The sequence below is a fragment of the Ureibacillus sp. FSL K6-8385 genome, from assembly GCF_038593155.1.
Lineage (GTDB): Bacteria > Bacillota > Bacilli > Bacillales_A > Planococcaceae > Ureibacillus > Ureibacillus terrenus.
On sequence record NZ_CP151968.1, the window covers coordinates 17,961 to 36,441 of the forward strand.

The window sequence follows — 18,481 nt, forward strand, 5'->3', positions numbered from 1 at the left end:
AGATAGTGAAGGGATATTTCTGAAAACTACGAATAGAATCGAGCGGAGCGAATTGAAAAAGTTATTCAAACTATTAGCTTGGATTGTTGGGATATGTTTGTTTTTATACGTAAACAATCACTGGATCGTGATTACGGAAAGGACGTATGAAAATAAAAAAATTCCACGACAATTTGACGGGTTTCGGATTACTCAAATATCTGACTTGCATGACGCCTTATTCGGCGAAAACCAGGAAAAGCTGATTGAGAAAGTGCGAAAAACAAACCCGGATGTCATTTTGATCACCGGCGATTTAATAGACAGCAATCGTTATGATTTGGAGCAAAGTTTAATGGCTGTCCGTGGATTTGTGAACATTGCGGATGTATATTATGTCATCGGCAATCATGAAGTAGCGGTGAACCGGGTGGAGGAAATTTATGATGCGCTGGAAGGAATGGGGGTACATATTTTACCGAATGCTGCCGCGATGGTGGAACGTGCCGGAGAAGCAATAGCTATTGCCGGAATTGAAGATCCGCTCAATGGCGTTGATACGCAAACGATGTTAAATAAAGCGTTGTCCGATGTTCCGGAACGGTTATTTACCGTATTGCTCGCTCATCGGCCTGAAAAGTTCGGTATTTACGCAAAAAATGAAATTGACTTGGTATTTTCAGGCCACGCTCATGGCGGCCAAATCCGTCTTCCTTTTGTAGGGGGATTGGTGGCTCCGGGACAGGGATTTTTCCCTGAATATACAGCGGGATTTTATAAAAAAATTGATACGACAATGAATGTCAACAGAGGTTTGGGCAACAGCGGGGCGCCATTTCGGATCTTTAATTTTCCTGAAATTTCGGTTGTGGAGCTGAAGGCTGAATGAATAGATGCCGGTAAGGTGGACGTCTCCGGTTGTGTCGTTTTTTCATGCAACATGGGCATAAATAAAATATATTCGGGAAGAAAGTTAATTAAATTTTTTTCGCATGACGGTTTGATTTAAGGAAAAAGGAGATTGTGCAAATGAATATCGTCAATTTTGAAATGGAAGAATGGATCGATCCGACAGGGATTATTCAAGGAAGACGTTTTGAATTTTTGTTGGACGTGGAAGTGGATGAAGAAGATGAACTATACTCCGAAGCCGGTACGCAAATCCGGATGCTGGTGGGCGATGAAGGGGAAGGTCCGTATATTATCAACTATTTTATTATTGATAAAAAAGACGGGAAGTATATTGAGCTTGCATTAGAAGAGGATGAGGAACAATCGCTTCTGGACTTTTGCAAGGCAAAGTTGGAGCAGGAAGGATGACTGAAGGGCGAGGCTGTCCTCTCCTGTGAAAATAAAAGAAAAAGTTTCAGCAAATGATTTTAAACTATAGTGAAATATCATCCAAAAAACCGAGTTGGATGATATTTTTATTTTTTGGGAAATAACTTAGTCCATTTTTTTTTTTTGGGAAATAAAGAGGATTGGTTAATAAACAAGCCAAGGTGCTTTTTCAAGCAAATATTCCATTCCTTTTTGGAAATAATAAGAAGGAGAGGAAAAATGTTTTATTAAAAAAACAATAATAAACTTGTTCCCCATTATGCTTTTCTATCATTTTCAACAAATTAATAATTTCTTCCGTTTGATTAACATATATAGAATAATAGGTTCACAAAATATTCAGATTATTTTAAAATATTAGTATAATAACTGATGTTAAATTTATGGCTAAAGAAAATTTTCTTGAAATTGCGGTAAATGTCTTGTTCAAAAAGGGGATGGGGTTAGTGACAATCTTAAAAGATTTAAAAATTCTGGATTTTTCATTGATGCTTCCGGGAGTCTTTACAACGATGATGTTTGCCGATTTCGGAGCGGATGTCATTCATGTGGAATCCACACGCAGAGTGGATTTAATGCGCATTATGCCGCCTTATGATGAAAATAAGGAATCCTATATTCATCAACATTTGAACCGTTCCAAAAAGTCGATCAAACTGAACTTGAAAACGGAAGAAGCTGTGGAAATCGTCAAAAAGTTGATCCAGGAATACGATATTGTAGTAGAAGGGTTCCGTCCGGGAGTCATGGAACGGTTGGGGTTGGATTATGAATCGCTGAAAAAAGTCAATCCAAGGCTCATCTATTGTTCCATCACGGGATATGGACAAACCGGTCCGTACCGGAACCGCCCCGGGCATGATAACAACTATTTATCCATTGCAGGCATTTTGGATTATTCTCGTCCGAAAGGAAAGAAGCCGGTTTCCATGGGCATTCAGATTGCCGACATCGCCGGAGGGACATTGCATGCGGCAATCGGAATCCTTGCTTGTGCACTGCATCGGGAAAAAACGGGGGAAGGCAAATATATTGATATCTCGATGACTGATGCAGTGTTCACCATGAATGCATTATATGGAACGGCCTATTTGGGCAGCGGCGAATTGCCAAAACCGGAGGAGGAAATATTAAACGGCGGCACGTTTTACGACTACTATGAAACGAAGGATGGACGCTATTTCTCGGTCGGCAGCCTGGAGCCGCATTTCCGCAAACTGTTATGTGAAGCATTGGACATACCTGAATTGATTCAAAGCACTTTCAACGACTCGACATATACGCAAAAGCGTTTTAAAGAGGCGGTCAAAGATGCGTTCTTGACGAAAACCTTTGATGAATGGCTGGAAGTGTTCAATGAAGATTTCGAAGGCTGTGTGGAGCCGGTATTGACTTTTGAAGAAGCCTGCAATCATCCGCAAATCCGGGCAAGAAATATGCTTGTCGAAGTGCCGAAAGAAGATGGTACAACACAAAAACAAATCGGAACGGCGATCAAATTTGAAGGGGTGGAACCAACCTACAGATTCGTCGGGGCCAAAGTCGGCCAACATACGGAGGAAATCCTGAAGTCCCTGGGCTATTCAGATGAAGAGATTGAAACGTTGCAGAAAAAAGGAGTGCTGCAATAATGAACGTCCCAAAAGTAATCGTATTATTACTTTTGGGACGTTTACTTTTGCACAAAACCGGCAGCGAAGTTCCGCAAATCTTCGAAATCGTCCTGCAAAACCAAGTATTTTTTATAGATGCCCATCAATTGTTCAAAAAGTTCAAATTGCTCTGTTGCAAAAAGGGCCTTCAACAGATTGGATACATGTTGAGAGGTCATGCGGGCAACCGGATAAAACGGGCTTTCCATTTGTTGATACTGCCGCAGCCATTTATCGATGGACTGCATGATATGCTGATGGGAATGATCGACGATATAGGCAATATCCCGTTGAATGCCGGCTTCAATTTTCAACAGCAAATCCCGGTCAAAAGCTTTCGCATTCAGGAAATTGTAGATGTTTGTACATGAGGCGATTTCATATTCCTTCATCAATTGCAAAACATCCTGGAACTGTTCCTTTTTCACAAGTGCGTCAATCACAATAAAGAAGATTTGTTCCAAATAGTTTTTATCGTATCGTTTGACTAAAGCTTCAGGTTCCGGCTTTAAATTCGGAAGGATATCCCCGTAATCAATCAATAGTTCGACGGCATGATTGATTAACCTGTCATTCTGGATCAAAAATTTGCCGTGTGTGATGGTTTTGTCCGTATTCTTTTGATTTGCCCCATCCATCGCCAAAATATAGGATAACAGTGTCTGCTCTTTCTCGGTCAGCGCCCACTCCCCTGCCTCCCATGTTTGGAACACTTCCGCAATCAGTTTATCGAGCTTTTTATAATGCCGCTTTCCGCCCATAAAATGAAGGGAAATATTTAACAAGTGAAGTTCTTTGATGAAATGGGAGCGGGGATTTTTATAGTCAATGCTTCTGATGAATGAATTCATGGTTGCAACCAATTGGCTTTTTGTCATATACTTTTGGATAATTTGTTTAAATTGATTCATCAAATCAAGCGGATTTTGAATCGTGTTCAGTGGAGCCTGCATGAAAACCGAAAAAATTTTTTTGGCGTATAGGTAGTGCCAAAAATCCAATTTTTGATTATAGAGGATATGTATAAAATATTTTTTTCCAATTTTATATACATGTATTTCATTCAATTTCGTAATCGATTTTGCATAGTTTGTTTTTTTGCCGAAAACGATTTCGACAAATTGGGGAAAGTCGAAAACGTTTTTCTTTAATGCCTGTTCAAAAACGATCTTTTTCCCTGTTGGAGAAGAGAAGAATGCATCAATGGTTTTTTGGACATTCTGCAAATCAATATTTGATGAACGAAACATTTCTTGGGTAAATAAATCCATTTTCCCCCAATACTGCTTGATTTCCTGGAAAACGGCTTTTGCCGCTTCCGTCTTGTTGAAAAGGATTTGTTGGAGAGGGATGATGCTTCCAAAAATGTTTTCATTCTCTTCAAAGCCGCCGATTTGTTGAATCGCTTGTTCAAAAGGTTTTCCGATTTGTCCTCCCGTTTTTTGGAACAGCAGTTCATCGAATTTGAGCATTCTTCCTTCCCCCCTATATTAAAAATCGGCATTTATAAATTTTTATTCAATAAAATAAAATCCAATTCTAAATTACCCACCGGCCAAAAGAAATGCAAACCCTTCATTTCAGGTTTTTCTTTTTATTTAAAACTCTAGTATAATTCTAATATTAGGTTTTCATCATTAGAAAAAGTATCAGATTAAGCGGGGATGCAACCATGTACTATCTATCGATGATTTTTTTTCAAATCGTTGCGCCGATTCTGGTTCTGCTAGTGATCGGTGCTGTGCTGCAAAAGAAATTCCAGTTCAATTTAAAAGCTTTGTCCCAGCTTGTTACATATTGCTTTATGCCGGCTGCGGTTTTTGTAAATTTATACGAAACTTCGGTTAATATGTCGGTTCTCGCCCAAGTGGCGGCGTTTATCGTTTTATTTATCGGCAGCCAAATGCTGTTCAGCCATTATACGGCGAAATTATTGGGCCTTAACCGTTCGGAATCCGCCGTGTTCAAAAACAGCATCGTCCTGATCAACTCCGGCAACTACGGCATCCCGGTGGCACAAATGGTTTTTGCCCAACAACCGATCGGTGTCGCAATCCAAGTGATTCTCGTTATTTTTCAAAATATGACAACCTACACATATGGCTTGTACAATTTGATTTCCGCGACCAAATCAGGGCTTGAGATTGTAAAAGACTTTTTGAAAATGCCGATTCTCCATGCGCTGATCATCGGGGTGATTTTAAACTTGGCCGATATTGAAATACCCCAGACATTCCGCATTCCGTTGTATCATGTGGCGGACGGGTTTATCGCGGTTGCGTTGATTACGTTGGGTGCGCAGCTTTCACAGCTTGAAATACGCACCATGATCAACAAAACGATTATTACAAGCTGCTTTATGCGTCTTATTGTCGGTCCGGCCATTGCGCTTCTCATCATATATCTTCTCGGCATTGACGGAGTGGTTGCCAAATCCTTATTGATTGCAAGTTCATTTCCCACTTCCCGCAACAGTTCAAGCCTGGCGCTGGAATATGACGTGGAATCCAATACAGCAGCACAGACGGTTTTATTTTCAACAATCGTAAGTTGCATTACGGTCACCATTGTCATATATTTATCCAACATTCTTTTCGGGTAAATGTTAAATAAAAGTTCAAAAAAACTTCTTCGCTGCTGGAAGTAAAGATTTGTAAACTAATATTATAGCAGACAAAAGGATGTGAGTTGTTGTGCAAGAAAAACAACCTCAAAACCGGTCACTAACCTATTATTTCTTTATATTAATGGCCATCGTTTTATTGAATGCGCTCATTTTGCCCGAAATTCAGGAGAAAAAAGTGGAAGAAGTGGACTACGGGACATTCCTGCAAATGATTGAGGACGGAAAGGTGAAGGAAGTAACGATTGAAGATAATGCCATTACGTTTAAGGACAAAAAGAATGAGGACATCATCTATAAAACCGGCGCCATTGAGGATCCAAAACTCGTCGACCGTTTATATGAGGCAGATGTTCCTTTTACAAAGGTCGTTCCGAATGAATTTTCGCCTTTAATCCGCTTCATTTTAATGTGGATTGTTCCGCTTGTCATTATTTTATTTTTAGGCAGCTTTTTGACCCGGAGTTTCCGGCAGTCCAGATCGGATGTGTTAACGTTTGGCAAAGCGAATGCGAAAATTTATGTGGAATCGGAAACAGGGAAAAGCTTTGATGATGTGGCGGGACAAGATGAAGCGAAGGAAGCGTTGAAGGAAATCGTCGATTTTTTGCATAATCCCGAAAAATACCGCAAAGTGGGAGCCAAACTTCCAAAAGGGGTTTTATTGGTTGGACCGCCGGGAACAGGGAAAACCTTGATTGCCAAGGCGGTGGCCGGAGAAGCGAAAGTGCCGTTCTTTACGATTTCCGGTTCTGAATTCGTTGAAATGTTTGTAGGGATGGGGGCTGCCCGCGTCCGTGATTTGTTCAAGCAGGCCCAGGAAAAGGCGCCTTGTATCGTATTTATCGATGAAATTGATGCCATCGGAAAAAAACGGGGCGTCAATTTAACGCAAGGAAACGATGAGCGGGAACAAACATTGAACCAGCTATTGTATGAAATGGACGGTTTCGATTCCAGCAAAGGGGTAGTAATTCTGGCTGCGACCAACCGTCCGGAAGTTTTGGACCAAGCCCTTCTGCGCCCGGGAAGATTTGACCGGCGCATTCCGCTTGAGCTTCCGGACTTAAAAGGAAGGGAAGCCATTTTAAAAGTCCATTTGAAAAAAGTGGCCGTTGATGAAAATATCGATGTTACTGCCATTGCAAAAGCGACCCCAGGTGCATCGGGGGCCGATTTGGCAAATATCGTTAATGAAGCTGCTTTAAGAGCGGTGAGAATGGGACGCGAGAAAGTGGTTCAAGAGGATTTGGAAGAAGCGGTGGATATCACCATTGCGGGGTATAAACGAAAAAGCAGAATATTATCTCCAAAAGAAAAGAAAATTGTGGCTTACCACGAAATTGGACATGCCATTGTTGCCGCGAAACAAAGCCATTCCTCACCGGTGCAAAAAATCACAATTATCCCGCGCACTTCAGGTGCCCTAGGCTATACAATGCAGGTGGAAGAAGAGGAACGGTATTTATTAACAAAAGAAGAAATATTCAATAAGATTGTGACATTAACGGGTGGAAGAACAGCTGAAGAGATTGTTTTCGACTCCATCACATCCGGCGCTGCCAATGATATCGAACAGGCCACAAAATTGGCAAGAGCGATGGTTACCCGCTTTGGAATGAGCGACAATTTCGGCATGATGGGTCTTGAAACAGTATCCAATGCCTACTTAGGCGGGGAAACGGCCTTAATTTGTTCTGATGAAACCGCGGCAAAAATCGATCAGGAAGTGCAAAACATCATCGAAAGCGCCCATAAAAAGGCGCGCCAAATCCTCACTGAAAATATCAACAAACTGCATGAATTGGCGGAATACTTGCTGGAAAAAGAAACGATCAGCGGCGAAGAATTCATGCGCATTTTGGAAAATGAACCGGCAGAAAAGGAGTAAGTTTAACAATAATGAAAAAGCTGTCTTAAAAGCAGCGGGCTTTTAAGACAGCTTTCTTTATTAAGCCATATTGCTTCTGGCGACGCTCATCATCAGTTTGATGCGGTTGACCTGATTGACTTTGCTGATGCTTGCATCATAATCGATCGCCACAAAGTTGGCGTTTGGATACGATTTTTTTATCGCGTTGAACATGCCTTTTCCAACAATATGGTTTGGCAAGCATCCAAAAGGCTGGACGCAAACAACATTTTGTACACCGGCATCCATCAATTCGGCAATTTCCCCGGAAAGCAGCCAGCCTTCCCCCATTTGGTTGCCGAGGCTCAAAAATTTCGAAGCTTTTTCGGCGATTTCGGATATTTCGAGCGACGCCGAAAAACGGCCGCTTTCCTGCAATGCTTTCCGCACAGGTTTCCGGTAATATTCAATAAACTCTATGGAAATATTCCCTGCAATCGAATCCCATTTTGAGAAGCCGAAGTGTTCCGATTTGTAGTTCCGGTTGTACAGGCCGTATAAGAAGAAGTCGATGAAATCCGGTACAACAGCTTCTCCGCCTTCTTCTTCGATGAGTTTCACCACTTGGTTGTTGGCATATGGATGGAACTTGACTAAAATTTCACCGACCACGCCGACTTTCGGTTTTTTCTCGTCCGTTACACCGATATTATTGAAGTCATCAATGATTTCCTGAATTAGCTTCTTATATTCTTTCACTGTGAAGTTGGAAAGGATATATTTCGATTTTTCCAACCATTTTCGATAGACAGCTTCAGCCGCTCCTTTGACTGTTTCATAAGGACGGACAGCAAGCTTCAGACGAAGCAGCAAATCTCCGAGATTCGCGGCGATGACAAGCTTTTTGGCAAGCGGAAAATTGATGCGGAATCCGGTATGTTTTTTGCCGCTGATGGATTTGGCACTGAGCGAAAGCACCGGCACTTGTCCCATGCCGGCGTTTTTCAGCGCTTTTTGCAGCAGGGCAAAGTAATTGGTTGCGCGGCAGCCACCGCCCGTCTGGGGCATGATGACAGCTGTGCGATTTAAGTCGTAATCGCCTTTTTTCAGATTGTCAATTAATTGGCCGATTGTGACAATGGCCGGGTAACAGGCATCGTTATTGACGTACCGCAACCCCTCTTCTATATCTTTTTCTTCCACTTCCTCCAAAACCTTCAAACGGTATCCGTGTAAATTAAAGGCTTCTTCAAACAATTTAAAGTGGGTTGGCACCATTTGGGGAGCCAATATTGTATATATTTTTTTGGCTTTCTTATCATAGACGGCTTCTTGCTGTTCCCTCCATTCTTTCTTCGCAGCCCCCGTGATATGGTTGTTTTTTCGTTCTTCAATCGCCGCCTTCATTGATCGGAGGCGAATGCGGGCTGCCCCTAAATTCGAAATCTCATCGACTTTAATCCAAGTATAAAGCTGGTTGCCATTTTCCGATATTTCTTGAACGGCATCGGTTGTAATAGCATCAAGCCCGCATCCAAAAGAAGTGATGTGCAAAAGTTCAAGGTTAGGATGTTCCTTTACCACTTCTGCCGCCTCATAAAGACGAGAATGGAAAGTCCATTGATTCACGACTTCATCCCGGGATTTCGAGGGAGCCAAATGGCTGATTGCATCTTCCGTTAAAACGGCCATATCCAGGCGGATAATTTCGTCAGGCAAATCGTGGTTGATGGCGGGATCGATATGATATGGATGTCCTGCCAACACAATGCCGATCTTGCCTTCCTCTTTCAATTGTTTCAGCACCTCTTCTCCCCGGCGCCGCAGCCATTCATTGAATTTAATATCTTCATTGCGCGCTTTTTGTGCCTCCTTGAACAACAATTTTATCTCCCAATTCTTCGACGGATTTCAGTTTGATTACTTTGTATAAGGCGTTTGTAACAATGGAGTAGGCAAGTCCGGCCGAAATATTTTCGATAGATGCCCCTTCTTTTTGGACCTGTTTCACCCGGGAATTCATAAAAACGGTGCAGCGGGAGCCCAAATCGACCGGCGCCTTTGCGGTAAGGGCAAGTTTCGAGAATTCCTGGACGCTTTTGCCCAACGTTTCGGCGAAGCTTTCCAGGAAGGAGCCGCATCCGGCAGAACAAGCTTCATTTAAATGGATGCTGTCAATCACGCCGTTTTTGATTTTGATGCATTTCATGTCCTGGCCGCCGATATCGATGATAAAGTCCACATCAGGCTGAAATTTTTTCGCTGCCTGATAGTGGGCGACGGTTTCTATTAAACCATCATCTACTTGATAGGCGGATTGGATGAGCTTCTCCCCATAGCCTGTGACTGCCGATCGTCGGATTTTCACATCTTTAGGGAGCTGTTCATATAATTTGGATAATCCTTCCCGAACGGTTTCAATGGGGTTTCCTTTATTTTTTTCATAAAAGGTGTATAACACTTCATCCCCTTCGCCGATCAGTACCATTTTGGTTGTCGTTGAACCGGCATCGATGCCCAAAAAAGCGTTTCCTTGATAATCTTTTAATGGGGCTTTAGGTACCTTTGCTTTATCGTGCCGTTGTTTAAATGCAAGAAAGTCTTCTTCCGTTTCAAAGAGGACGCCATTTTTATTGACATTTGAAACGCTTACAACCGGCTCTGAATGGCTAAGAATACGAATGATTTCATTTATGTTAATGAAATTCTCTTGCTGGCATTCCAAAGCCGCACCCAATGCTACATAATAATGACCATTTTCATTATGTAAAACTTGTTCATCTGTCAAGCGGAGGGTTTCGATAAACCGTTTTCGGAGTTCTGTCAAAAATGTCAATGGACCTCCGAGGAAAGCAACATTGCCGCGAATCGGACGGCCATTGGCAAGTCCTGCAATCGTTTGGTTGACGACCGCTTGAAAGACACTGGCCGCAATGTCTTCTTTGCGTGCCCCCTCGTTCAATAACGGCTGCACATCCGTTTTTGCAAAAACACCGCAGCGGGAAGCGATTGGATAAATTTTCTCGGCACCCTTTGCCAATTCATTCAATCCGGCGGCGTCCGTATCCAAAAGGGCGGCAATTTGGTCAATAAACGTGCCGGTTCCTCCTGCACAAGCGGTATTCATCCGCTGTTCAAGGCCGTTCGTCAAATAAATGATTTTGGCATCTTCACTGCCGAGTTCGATAATCACATCAATATTCGGTTGAGTGGCTTTTACCGCTTCTGTACAAGCGACTACCTCCTGAATAAACGGGATGCCGGTTTTTTCGGAGATCCCTAATCCCGAGGAACCGCTGGCGCTCATTTTGCAATTTGCATTCGGAAATTTTTGCGCCACCGTTTGAAGCAATGCCAATGTCGTATTTTTTATATCGGAAAAGTGTCTCTGATAGACTTTATACAAAATTTCCTTTTTCTCGTTCAAGACTACGAGTTTTGCTGTGGTAGATCCAACATCCAATCCTATATGGAGTGCCATGAACATCATCCCTTTAACCAATAGTTTATAATACCGGATATCAAGAGAAATATTGTTGAAGCAAAATATCAATTTGCGTTTCGATGTTTGAAAAGGGGGATCCCGTTACATATTCATAGAGCGGTTCTATAAGTGTCGGCAGCAGAGCGGCCCCGATTAAATGGGACACCATAATGGTCAGTTTCTTTGGATCTTCTTCGCCGGAAGCTTTCCGGATTGCATTTTTAAATTTTTTCATGCCAATGGTGTTGAGAAATTCGAAATATTCTATCTGGCTTTTATAAAAAACCGAATTTTCTTGCATTACCAAATGGATGATGAAAGGGTACTTCCGAAAGATGCGCAAATATTGGAGCAAAAATCCTCTTATTTGTTCTTTCGGTGTCAAAGAAGGATCATCGAAAATGGTAAAAGTGTCTTTTAGAGATGTGATTAATGAATGAATGGCTTCATTGATCAAATTTTCCTTTGAGCCAAAATAGTAGTTGATCAAAGCGACATTGACACCGGTTAATAAAACAAAAACCTGCTTTACTTTTCAAGGTAAAGCAGGTTTTGGAATCAATGATTGGCAGATGATGTTGTAAGCGATTTTAACAGGTTCGTGGAACAGTACAGTTTTTGATTATTTTTTATATGGATTGGACAAATCCATGCCGTCAAGGGATAATCCAAGGGCTTTTGCAACCCCTTCGCCGTAAGCAGGATCTGCCAAATAGCAGTGTAAAATGTGGCGGCGTTTGATGAATTCTTCCACTCCTTCCATCGCGCGGGCCGTGTTTTCAAATAGCCGTTGCTGTTCGTCTGCGCTCATTAAGCGGAACAATTTACCAGGCTGTTCAAAATAATTGTCGTCATCTTCGCGGAAGTCGTAAATATCGGCATCGCCTTCAAGTTTGAGAGGCGGCTCTTTCAATTCAGGATGATGCTGCCATTCCCCATAGCTGTTAGGTTCATAATTCAATGTGCTTCCCAGGTTGCCGTCGAAGCGCATTGCCCCATCGCGGTGGAATGTGCGGAATGGACATTTTGGTGCGTTGATTGGCAACAAGTAATGGTTCACACCTAAACGATAGCGTTGAGCATCGGCATAGGCAAAGATGCGTGCTTGCAGCATGCGGTCTGGAGAATAACCAATGCCAGGCACGATGTTGGATGGCGAGAATGCAGCCTGTTCTACTTCGGCAAAGTAGTTTTCAGGGTTTTTATTCAATTCGATTTCACCGACTTCAATAAGCGGGAAGTCTTTTTTATACCATACTTTTGTTAAATCAAACGGGTTATATGGCATTTCTTTTGCCTGTTCTTCTGTCATCACTTGGATATACATTTTCCATTTTGGATAGTCACCGTTTTCAATGGCGTTATAAAGGTCGCGTTGGTGTGAATCCGGGTCTTTGCCTCTTAATTCGGCCGCCGCTTCGTCAGTCAAGTTTTTAATGCCCTGTTGTGTGATGAAGTGGAATTTCACCCAAACGCGTTCATTATCTTCGTTGATCAAGCTGTACGTATGTGAACCGAAACCGTGCATATGGCGGTAGCTTGCCGGGATGCCGCGGTCAGACATTGTAATAGTGACTTGGTGCAATGATTCAGGAAGCAATGTCCAGAAATCCCAGTTGCTGTTTGGGTTGTGCATATTTGTGCGCGGATCCCGTTTTACCACGTGGTTCAAATCAATAAAATGCAATGGATCGCGGAAGAAGAATACCGGCGTGTTATTGCCGACCAAGTCCCAGTTTCCTTCTTCTGTATAGAATTTAATGGCGAAACCGCGGATATCACGTACGGCATCAGCATATCCGCGCTCACCTGCCACTGTGGAGAAGCGGATGAAGAGCGGAGTTTTCTTTCCAACTTGTGAGAACATTTTTGCTTTCGTGTATTTTGTAATATCATTTGTCACTGTAAACACACCGTGGGCTCCGGAACCTTTGGCATGCATGCGCCGTTCCGGAATCACTTCGCGGTTGAAGTTAGCAAGTTTTTCAATTAGCCATACGTCTTGCAATAAAACCGGACCTCTTTTGCCGGCCGTCATGGAATCATGGTTGCTGATGACTGGAGCACCGTTCGCTTTTGTAAATAAATGTCGATTATTCTTATGGTTTGACATATTGGTTCCTCCTCCTGGCTCATTTCTTTGATTATTACTATACCAAACTTAAATAAAAATTTCTACTAAATTAGAATAATTATTTTTAAGAATTTTTTACAAGTTAAATTCATATTGTTAAATTTTAATATCTTTTGATTAATTATAATAAATTAAAGTTTTGTTTGGTTGTTTCGCATAGTATTTAACTTTTAAAACATGGATTTAATTGAAAATGTAATATTGTAATTGAAAATAAAAAAAGGGTGCCCATCCTTTAGATGAGCACCCTTCATTATCATTTGGAGTCGAGGATGATTTCAATTAAATCATCGCGGTCGATTAAGTAGACATCGTTCGACTCCGCAAGTTTTTGCGCTTGTTTGGTAAAATAACTGTTTGTAACAACCCATGCTTCCGTCGCATTGTACATTTTTAACGCTCCAATGACTTCCTGTACGGCTTTTACCCCGACAGCGCCGGAATATCTTTTTGCCTGTACGGCAATCGTATTTTCCCTGTCCTGCAATATAAGATCGGCGCCATAATCGCCGGAAGTTTTCGTATAGGTGACTTTAAATCCGCGTTTTTTAAAAAGCCTTCCTAAAAACGCCTCAAATTCTTCGCCTGTCATTTCATCGATTTGTTTAATGCCGGCTTTCCGAAGACGGAAATATCCTCTTGTTTTCCACCATATTTTAACGAGGATCCAGAAGAGCAAAAAGCTCCCCATTGAAATGAACACGCCCTTCAAATTTTCCGTATAGTACCAGCCGATGCAGCCGGCGAAGATGAGGGACAACTGAAATAGAAACCGGGTAAATGTCTTCTTCTTTCTTTTTTTCTGTTTTTTTTTGGCCAACAGTCCTAACCCCTTGCTATATTACTCTCTCTATATAGTAACACAAAAAGGGTACATATGTTTGTGTTTTGTTTAAATGTATCGATTCTTCGAACTGATGAAAGAAAAAATAAATAAAATAAGGGATGCAGCGATAAACAAGATATTTGGCAGGGCCCAGCTGCCTGTCGCTTCCTGGATGAAACCGAATAATACGGGGCCGATTGCGGCAATGAGATAACCGAAAGACTGCGCGAACCCGGAAATTTCAGATGCCTCGTAAGCGGTTCTTGTGCGCAAAGTGAAAAACATTAATACAAGGCCAAAGGAAGCCCCGGCGGCAAGGCCCAAGAGAATCATCCATATGAGTGTTCCGCCGGTCCATTGAAATAAAAGGCCGCCGAAACCAATAAGGTAACACAATGTAAAGAAATAGACTATCGGGCGCTGGGATGACAATTTTTCCGCAAGCAGCGGAATGAAAAATGTCATCGGCATTTGCGATAACTGGAAAACGGAAGCCATCCATCCGGCCTGGTCCGAACGCAACCCTTGCGACACCAGAATCTCCGGAATCCAGGCGGTGGAACAATAAAACAACAAAGACTGGGTTCCCATTGCCATTGCAATCGCCCAGGCGAGAGGGGACTTCCACACTTTCACGGCTTTTTGTCCATTTCCGGATTGGTTTTGCGAAACCTTTTCACTGCGCAGAATCGGAATCCATGCCACCATTGTAACGATGACTAAAATTACGGTGCATCCAAGGGCGCCTTGCCAGCCGGAGAGTTCGGCAACAGGCTGGCTGAACGCGAGGGATGCCGCTGCAGAAATGTTCATGGATACAGTATAAATCCCTGTCAACAGGCCGACCCGAGACGGATATTTCGCCTTGAAAAAGCTGGGAAATAATACATTTCCAAAGGAAATGGCAACACCGATTAAAATAGTGCCGATAATTAATAAGGAAATATTGCCTGCGGATCTGATAAATATGCCGATTGTCAAGAGAACCAGCGAGTAAAACAGTGTATGTTCCATGCCAAGCCGACGCGCTATCTTTGGTGCAAAGGGAGAAACGATGGCAAAGGCCAAAAGGGGAATGGTCGTCAAAAAACCTGCCAAAGTATTGGAAATGCCCAAATCATCGCGGATATAAGAAATGATGGTGCCTACACCGGTAATTGGAGTCCTGACAGTCGTTGCAAAAAAAATAATAGCCAAAAAGAATAGAAAGGTCGAAAAAGTCAAAGGGAATTCCCGAGCCATCTTCATCAAGAACCTCCGGCAATTCAAAATAAAAAAATAATGTTATATTAATAAAGTGCCATTCGAAATGGATACAAGTATAATAATACCTCTTAGGTGTAAATTTTGGTAGAAATTTGCTTTTCAAAAACAGGGTACTTTGTCGAAAAGGTAGTTGGTCAAAGGGAGTTTTATTTTTATGAGAAAACAGATCGAGCAACAGAAACAACTAAGACGCGGCTTAAAAAGGCGGCATATTACCATGATCAGTTTAGGGGGAACGATCGGAACGGGATTGTTCCTGGCAAGCGGCGCATCCGTTGCCCAGGCGGGGCCTGGCGGGGCATTGCTTGCCTATGTGCTGATCGGAATGATGGTGTTCTTTCTGATGACGAGTTTAGGAGAAATGGCGGCCTATATGCCTTCTTCCGGTTCATTCAGCACATATGCATCCAATTTCGTAGATCCGGCTTTCGGATTTGCGATGGGATGGAATTATTGGTACAACTGGGCCATCACCATTGCCGCGGAAATTTCGGCGGTCAATTTAATCATGAAATATTGGTTTCCGGATAGCTCCTCCGCTTTTTGGACCGTTCTTTTTATTGCGGTGGTTCTCACTTTTAATATCTTATCGGTTAATGCGTATGGCGAAAGTGAATATTGGTTTGCCATGGTGAAAGTGGCTACCGTCGTCATCTTCATTATCATCTCTTATTTAATGATTTTTGGAATCATTGGCAAGGACCGGATTGGATTTACCAACTTCTTTATCGGGGAAGCACCGTTTAATGGGGGCTTTCTTGCGGCGTTGGGTATCTTTTTGGCAGCAGGATTTTCCTTCCAGGGAACGGAATTGTTAGGGGTTGCAGCAGGGGAAACGGCAGATCCCGGAAAAAATATACCGAAAGCCGTGCGTTCCGTATTTTGGCGCATATTGTTGTTTTACATATTGGCCATCCTTGCAATCGGTTTGCTCATTCCTTATACAGATTCGCGGCTTTTGTCGGAAGATGTGGCGGTATCTCCGTTTACATTGGTGTTTGAACGGTCGGGAATCACGTTTGCCGCTTCTTTGATGAATGCCATCATTTTAACGGCAATGCTTTCCGCAGGGAATTCGGGATTATATGCTTCTTCCCGCATGTTGTGGCAATTGGCTGTGGAAGGGAAAGCGCCAAAAGTTTTTGCAAAAGTCAACAGCAGAGGGGTGCCGATTTATGCTTTGCTCGCCACCCTTGCCGTCGGTTGTTTGGCCTTTCTGTCTTCCTTTTTTGGAGACGGGGTTGTTTATATTTGGCTGCTGAATGCCTCCGGATTGTCCGGTTTTATTGCTTGGGCGGGAATCGCCATCAGCCATTACCGGTTCCGCAAAGCTTATATAAAACAGGGGAGAGATTTGAAAGACTTGCCTTATATATCACCCGTTTATCCGTTCGGTTCCTTGTTTGCGCTGATATTGTGCCTTGTTGTCATTATCGGCCAAAATTATCAGGCGTTTATCGGCGCAATTGATTGGCATGGAATTGCAGTTTCCTACATCGGATTGCCGCTGTTTATCCTCCTATGGTTGGGGTATAAGATAAAACATAAAACGAAACTCATCCCTCTCGAGGAATGCAATTTGGATGCAGGTAAGGAAAAATGATTTTGATTATAACAAACAGGCGTCCCGGCTGATATAATGTGAAAAGACGGCGTTTTGCAGGATTTATTTTCAATGGGACGAAAGATTTGTAAAGGATGAATCACAATGACAGTTTCAGTGGGTTTTTTCAAAAAAATTAGCGATTGGATTAGGGATGGGTACTCCCAGGAAATCATGTACCGTCCGTTCCAGGTGAATGGAAATCCTTATAAATCGAGGGTATTTTTAGTCGGTTTTTATCCGGAAACATTTGCCCATTTTCATTTGGACGATGCGAAAATATACGCGGATTCGCTGGTGGATCAGGAACTGTTTGAACAGTTGAACGGTGTTGAAATCGATGCAGCTTCGAGGGAATATAAAGGAAGTTTGAATTTTTCCCAATGGATGAAGGAGAAATTCGGTGAAAACGTTGTGTTAACGTATGTAAATGCTTTTATGGCAAAAGATGATAAACAATTTAAACAAATGAAAAAAGAAAACCATGTACTTTATCAAACAGGGAAAAGGTTGTTTGAAGAAGTGCTTCATGAATTTGGGCCGGAAATCATCATCATCCAAGGCTCCAAGGCTTTTGATGAATTTCGGGAAATTTATCAGGACCGATTGGTTCACAAAGCCGATGCCTTTCATACCGGAACGGTGCAGGAACTTGAAAAGCTGGGTATTATTGCGGAGTATCCTCTCCGAAATGGAGAAACATGTAAAGTCCTTGCCTGTCGCAATATGTCATACTTTGGAAAAGAAGGGGCTACATTTGGAAAAGTGAAAGAGACTCTTTCCGGACTGTTAAATAGTTTAGAATAAACTGAAAATACGAACAATTCTATTGGAAAATGATTGAATTTGCAGTGATTTCCGAATAATACAGACGTTTTTTATATAAATGTCTTGCATTCGACAAATGGCGTGTTTATAATTATAAACATTCAAAATAATAAATATCACTCATATAATTGCGGGAATATGGCCTGCGAGTTTCTACCGACTTACCGTAAATAAGTCGACTATGAGGGGATTATATAGATTTGTCGGATGCGTTTGCAGCAAGTCTAGGTGCTTTCGATTTGCTCGAAAGGCTTGTTCCTCATAGGAAAGGTCTTTCGGGTTTTTTTATTATAAGGAATAACGAAAGGGAGATTCTTTCATGGATCTGTTAAAAGAAAAAATCGTAAAAGAAGGGAAAGTCCTATCCGATACAGTGCTCAAAGTCGATTCATTTTTGAATCATCAAATCGATCCGCTTTTGATGAAAGAGATAGGAGAAGAATTTGCCAACCGGTTTAAGGATGAAGTGATTACAAAGGTGCTAACGATCGAATCTTCCGGAATCGCTCCTGCAACGATGTTGGGACTGGCGATTGGGGCGAAGGTCGTATTTGCCCGCAAAAAAAAATCTTTGACGCTTTCAGGAGATTTATATACTTCAAAAGTCTATTCCTTTACAAAACAGGAAATGAACGAAATTTCTGTTTCCAAAGATTTCTTGTCACCGGACGATAATGTGGTCATTATCGACGATTTTCTGGCGAACGGCGAAGCGGTCAAGGGATTGTTGGATATTGCGGAACAAGCGGGATGCAAAGTGGTCGGAGTCGGCATTGTGATTGAAAAAGGATTCCAGAATGGCGGAAAAATGCTGCGTGAAAAAGGGGTCCGCGTAGAGTCTTTGGCCATTATCAAGTCTTTGAAAAACAATACCATTGAGTTTGCCTAATTTA

The 18,481-nt window shown here is 42.2% G+C and carries 15 protein-coding genes and 1 riboswitch; of the genes, 8 read left to right on the plus strand and 7 right to left on the minus strand.

All coding sequences use genetic code 11. The features are described 5' to 3' along the window. Positions 1-52: 52 nt before the first annotated feature. The 3 genes from NST62_RS00085 to NST62_RS00095 all read left to right on the plus strand — a co-directional run bounded on the left by NST62_RS00085 (position 53) and on the right by NST62_RS00095 (position 2,951). Positions 53-868 carry a metallophosphoesterase gene (locus NST62_RS00085; RefSeq protein ID WP_141602927.1) on the plus strand — a complete coding sequence of 272 codons (816 nt, stop codon included), beginning with the start codon at positions 53-55 and terminating at the stop codon, positions 866-868. Between the two features lie 140 nt (positions 869-1,008). After that, complete coding sequence (locus NST62_RS00090) at positions 1,009-1,299, plus strand: DUF6509 family protein (protein WP_141602928.1); 291 nt, start codon at positions 1,009-1,011, stop codon at positions 1,297-1,299. Positions 1,300-1,766: 467 nt separating this feature from the next. Beyond that, on the plus strand, positions 1,767-2,951 hold the full coding sequence (locus tag NST62_RS00095) for a CaiB/BaiF CoA-transferase family protein (protein ID WP_141602929.1): 1,185 nt from the start codon (positions 1,767-1,769) through the stop codon (positions 2,949-2,951). Positions 2,952-2,992: 41 nt separating this feature from the next. Here NST62_RS00095 and NST62_RS00100 read toward each other — a convergent pair whose 3' ends face one another. Continuing rightward, positions 2,993-4,444, minus strand: a complete 1,452-nt coding sequence (locus NST62_RS00100; RefSeq protein WP_141602930.1) for a 2-hydroxyacyl-CoA dehydratase family protein — start codon at positions 4,442-4,444, stop codon at positions 2,993-2,995. 200 nt (positions 4,445-4,644) lie between these two features. Between NST62_RS00100 and NST62_RS00105 the strand changes: the two genes are divergently transcribed. After that, entirely contained in the window at positions 4,645-5,574 is a 930-nt protein-coding gene (locus NST62_RS00105) for an AEC family transporter (protein WP_328216097.1), read from the plus strand. Positions 5,575-5,665: 91 nt separating this feature from the next. Beyond that, positions 5,666-7,486 (plus strand): ATP-dependent zinc metalloprotease FtsH, encoded by a 1,821-nt coding sequence (ftsH, locus tag NST62_RS00110; protein WP_141602932.1) that lies wholly within the window; start codon positions 5,666-5,668, stop codon positions 7,484-7,486. A 60-nt stretch (positions 7,487-7,546) separates the two neighbouring features. Here the strand turns inward: ftsH and NST62_RS00115 are convergent, their stop codons facing one another. The 6 genes from NST62_RS00115 to NST62_RS00140 all read right to left on the minus strand — a co-directional run bounded on the left by NST62_RS00115 (position 7,547) and on the right by NST62_RS00140 (position 15,139). Next, entirely contained in the window at positions 7,547-9,328 is a 1,782-nt protein-coding gene (locus tag NST62_RS00115; protein ID WP_342463003.1) for an acyl-CoA dehydratase activase-related protein, read from the minus strand. Continuing rightward, positions 9,297-10,928, minus strand: a complete 1,632-nt coding sequence (locus NST62_RS00120) for an acyl-CoA dehydratase activase (RefSeq protein ID WP_342463004.1) — start codon at positions 10,926-10,928, stop codon at positions 9,297-9,299. The genes NST62_RS00115 and NST62_RS00120 overlap by 32 nt, the downstream gene beginning before the upstream one ends. 40 nt (positions 10,929-10,968) lie before the next feature. Beyond that, positions 10,969-11,421, minus strand: coding sequence for a TetR/AcrR family transcriptional regulator (locus tag NST62_RS00125; protein ID WP_342463005.1), 453 nt, complete (start codon positions 11,419-11,421; stop codon positions 10,969-10,971). A gap of 132 nt (positions 11,422-11,553) precedes the next feature. After that, the gene (locus NST62_RS00130; protein WP_141602935.1) at positions 11,554-13,044 is read right to left on the minus strand and encodes a catalase; all 1,491 of its coding nucleotides are present in this window, start codon (positions 13,042-13,044) and stop codon (positions 11,554-11,556) included. A 277-nt stretch (positions 13,045-13,321) separates the two neighbouring features. Further along, complete coding sequence (locus tag NST62_RS00135; RefSeq protein WP_141602936.1) at positions 13,322-13,885, minus strand: restriction endonuclease; 564 nt, start codon at positions 13,883-13,885, stop codon at positions 13,322-13,324. Between the two features lie 72 nt (positions 13,886-13,957). Next, on the minus strand, positions 13,958-15,139 hold the full coding sequence (locus NST62_RS00140; RefSeq protein ID WP_141602937.1) for an MFS transporter: 1,182 nt from the start codon (positions 15,137-15,139) through the stop codon (positions 13,958-13,960). A gap of 172 nt (positions 15,140-15,311) precedes the next feature. On the opposite strand from NST62_RS00140, the gene NST62_RS00145 reads away from it, so the two are divergent. From NST62_RS00145 to NST62_RS00155, 3 genes are all read left to right on the plus strand, one after another. Further along, positions 15,312-16,760 (plus strand): amino acid permease, encoded by a 1,449-nt coding sequence (locus NST62_RS00145; protein ID WP_141602938.1) that lies wholly within the window; start codon positions 15,312-15,314, stop codon positions 16,758-16,760. A 105-nt stretch (positions 16,761-16,865) separates the two neighbouring features. After that, positions 16,866-17,567, plus strand: coding sequence for a hypothetical protein (locus tag NST62_RS00150; RefSeq protein ID WP_141602939.1), 702 nt, complete (start codon positions 16,866-16,868; stop codon positions 17,565-17,567). Positions 17,568-17,688: 121 nt separating this feature from the next. Continuing rightward, a riboswitch (purine riboswitch) is annotated at positions 17,689-17,790 on the plus strand. Positions 17,791-17,907: 117 nt separating this feature from the next. After that, positions 17,908-18,477, plus strand: a complete 570-nt coding sequence (locus NST62_RS00155; RefSeq protein WP_328216095.1) for a xanthine phosphoribosyltransferase — start codon at positions 17,908-17,910, stop codon at positions 18,475-18,477. The last annotated feature ends 4 nt before the right edge of the window (positions 18,478-18,481 follow it).

Excerpts from the sequence above, each read along its gene's own strand:
- NST62_RS00090 (WP_141602928.1), top strand. The coding sequence starts at position 1,009 with ATGAATATCGTCAATTTTGAAATGGAAGAATGGATCGATCCGACAGGG.
- NST62_RS00100 (WP_141602930.1), bottom strand. The coding sequence starts at position 4,444 with ATGCTCAAATTCGATGAACTGCTGTTCCAAAAAACGGGAGGACAAATC.
- NST62_RS00105 (WP_328216097.1), top strand. The coding sequence starts at position 4,645 with ATGTACTATCTATCGATGATTTTTTTTCAAATCGTTGCGCCGATTCTG.
- NST62_RS00120 (WP_342463004.1), bottom strand. The coding sequence starts at position 10,928 with ATGGCACTCCATATAGGATTGGATGTTGGATCTACCACAGCAAAACTC.
- NST62_RS00130 (WP_141602935.1), bottom strand. The coding sequence starts at position 13,044 with ATGTCAAACCATAAGAATAATCGACATTTATTTACAAAAGCGAACGGT.
- NST62_RS00140 (WP_141602937.1), bottom strand. The coding sequence starts at position 15,139 with ATGAAGATGGCTCGGGAATTCCCTTTGACTTTTTCGACCTTTCTATTC.
- NST62_RS00145 (WP_141602938.1), top strand. The coding sequence starts at position 15,312 with ATGAGAAAACAGATCGAGCAACAGAAACAACTAAGACGCGGCTTAAAA.
- NST62_RS00150 (WP_141602939.1), top strand. The coding sequence starts at position 16,866 with ATGACAGTTTCAGTGGGTTTTTTCAAAAAAATTAGCGATTGGATTAGG.
- NST62_RS00155 (WP_328216095.1), top strand. The coding sequence starts at position 17,908 with ATGGATCTGTTAAAAGAAAAAATCGTAAAAGAAGGGAAAGTCCTATCC.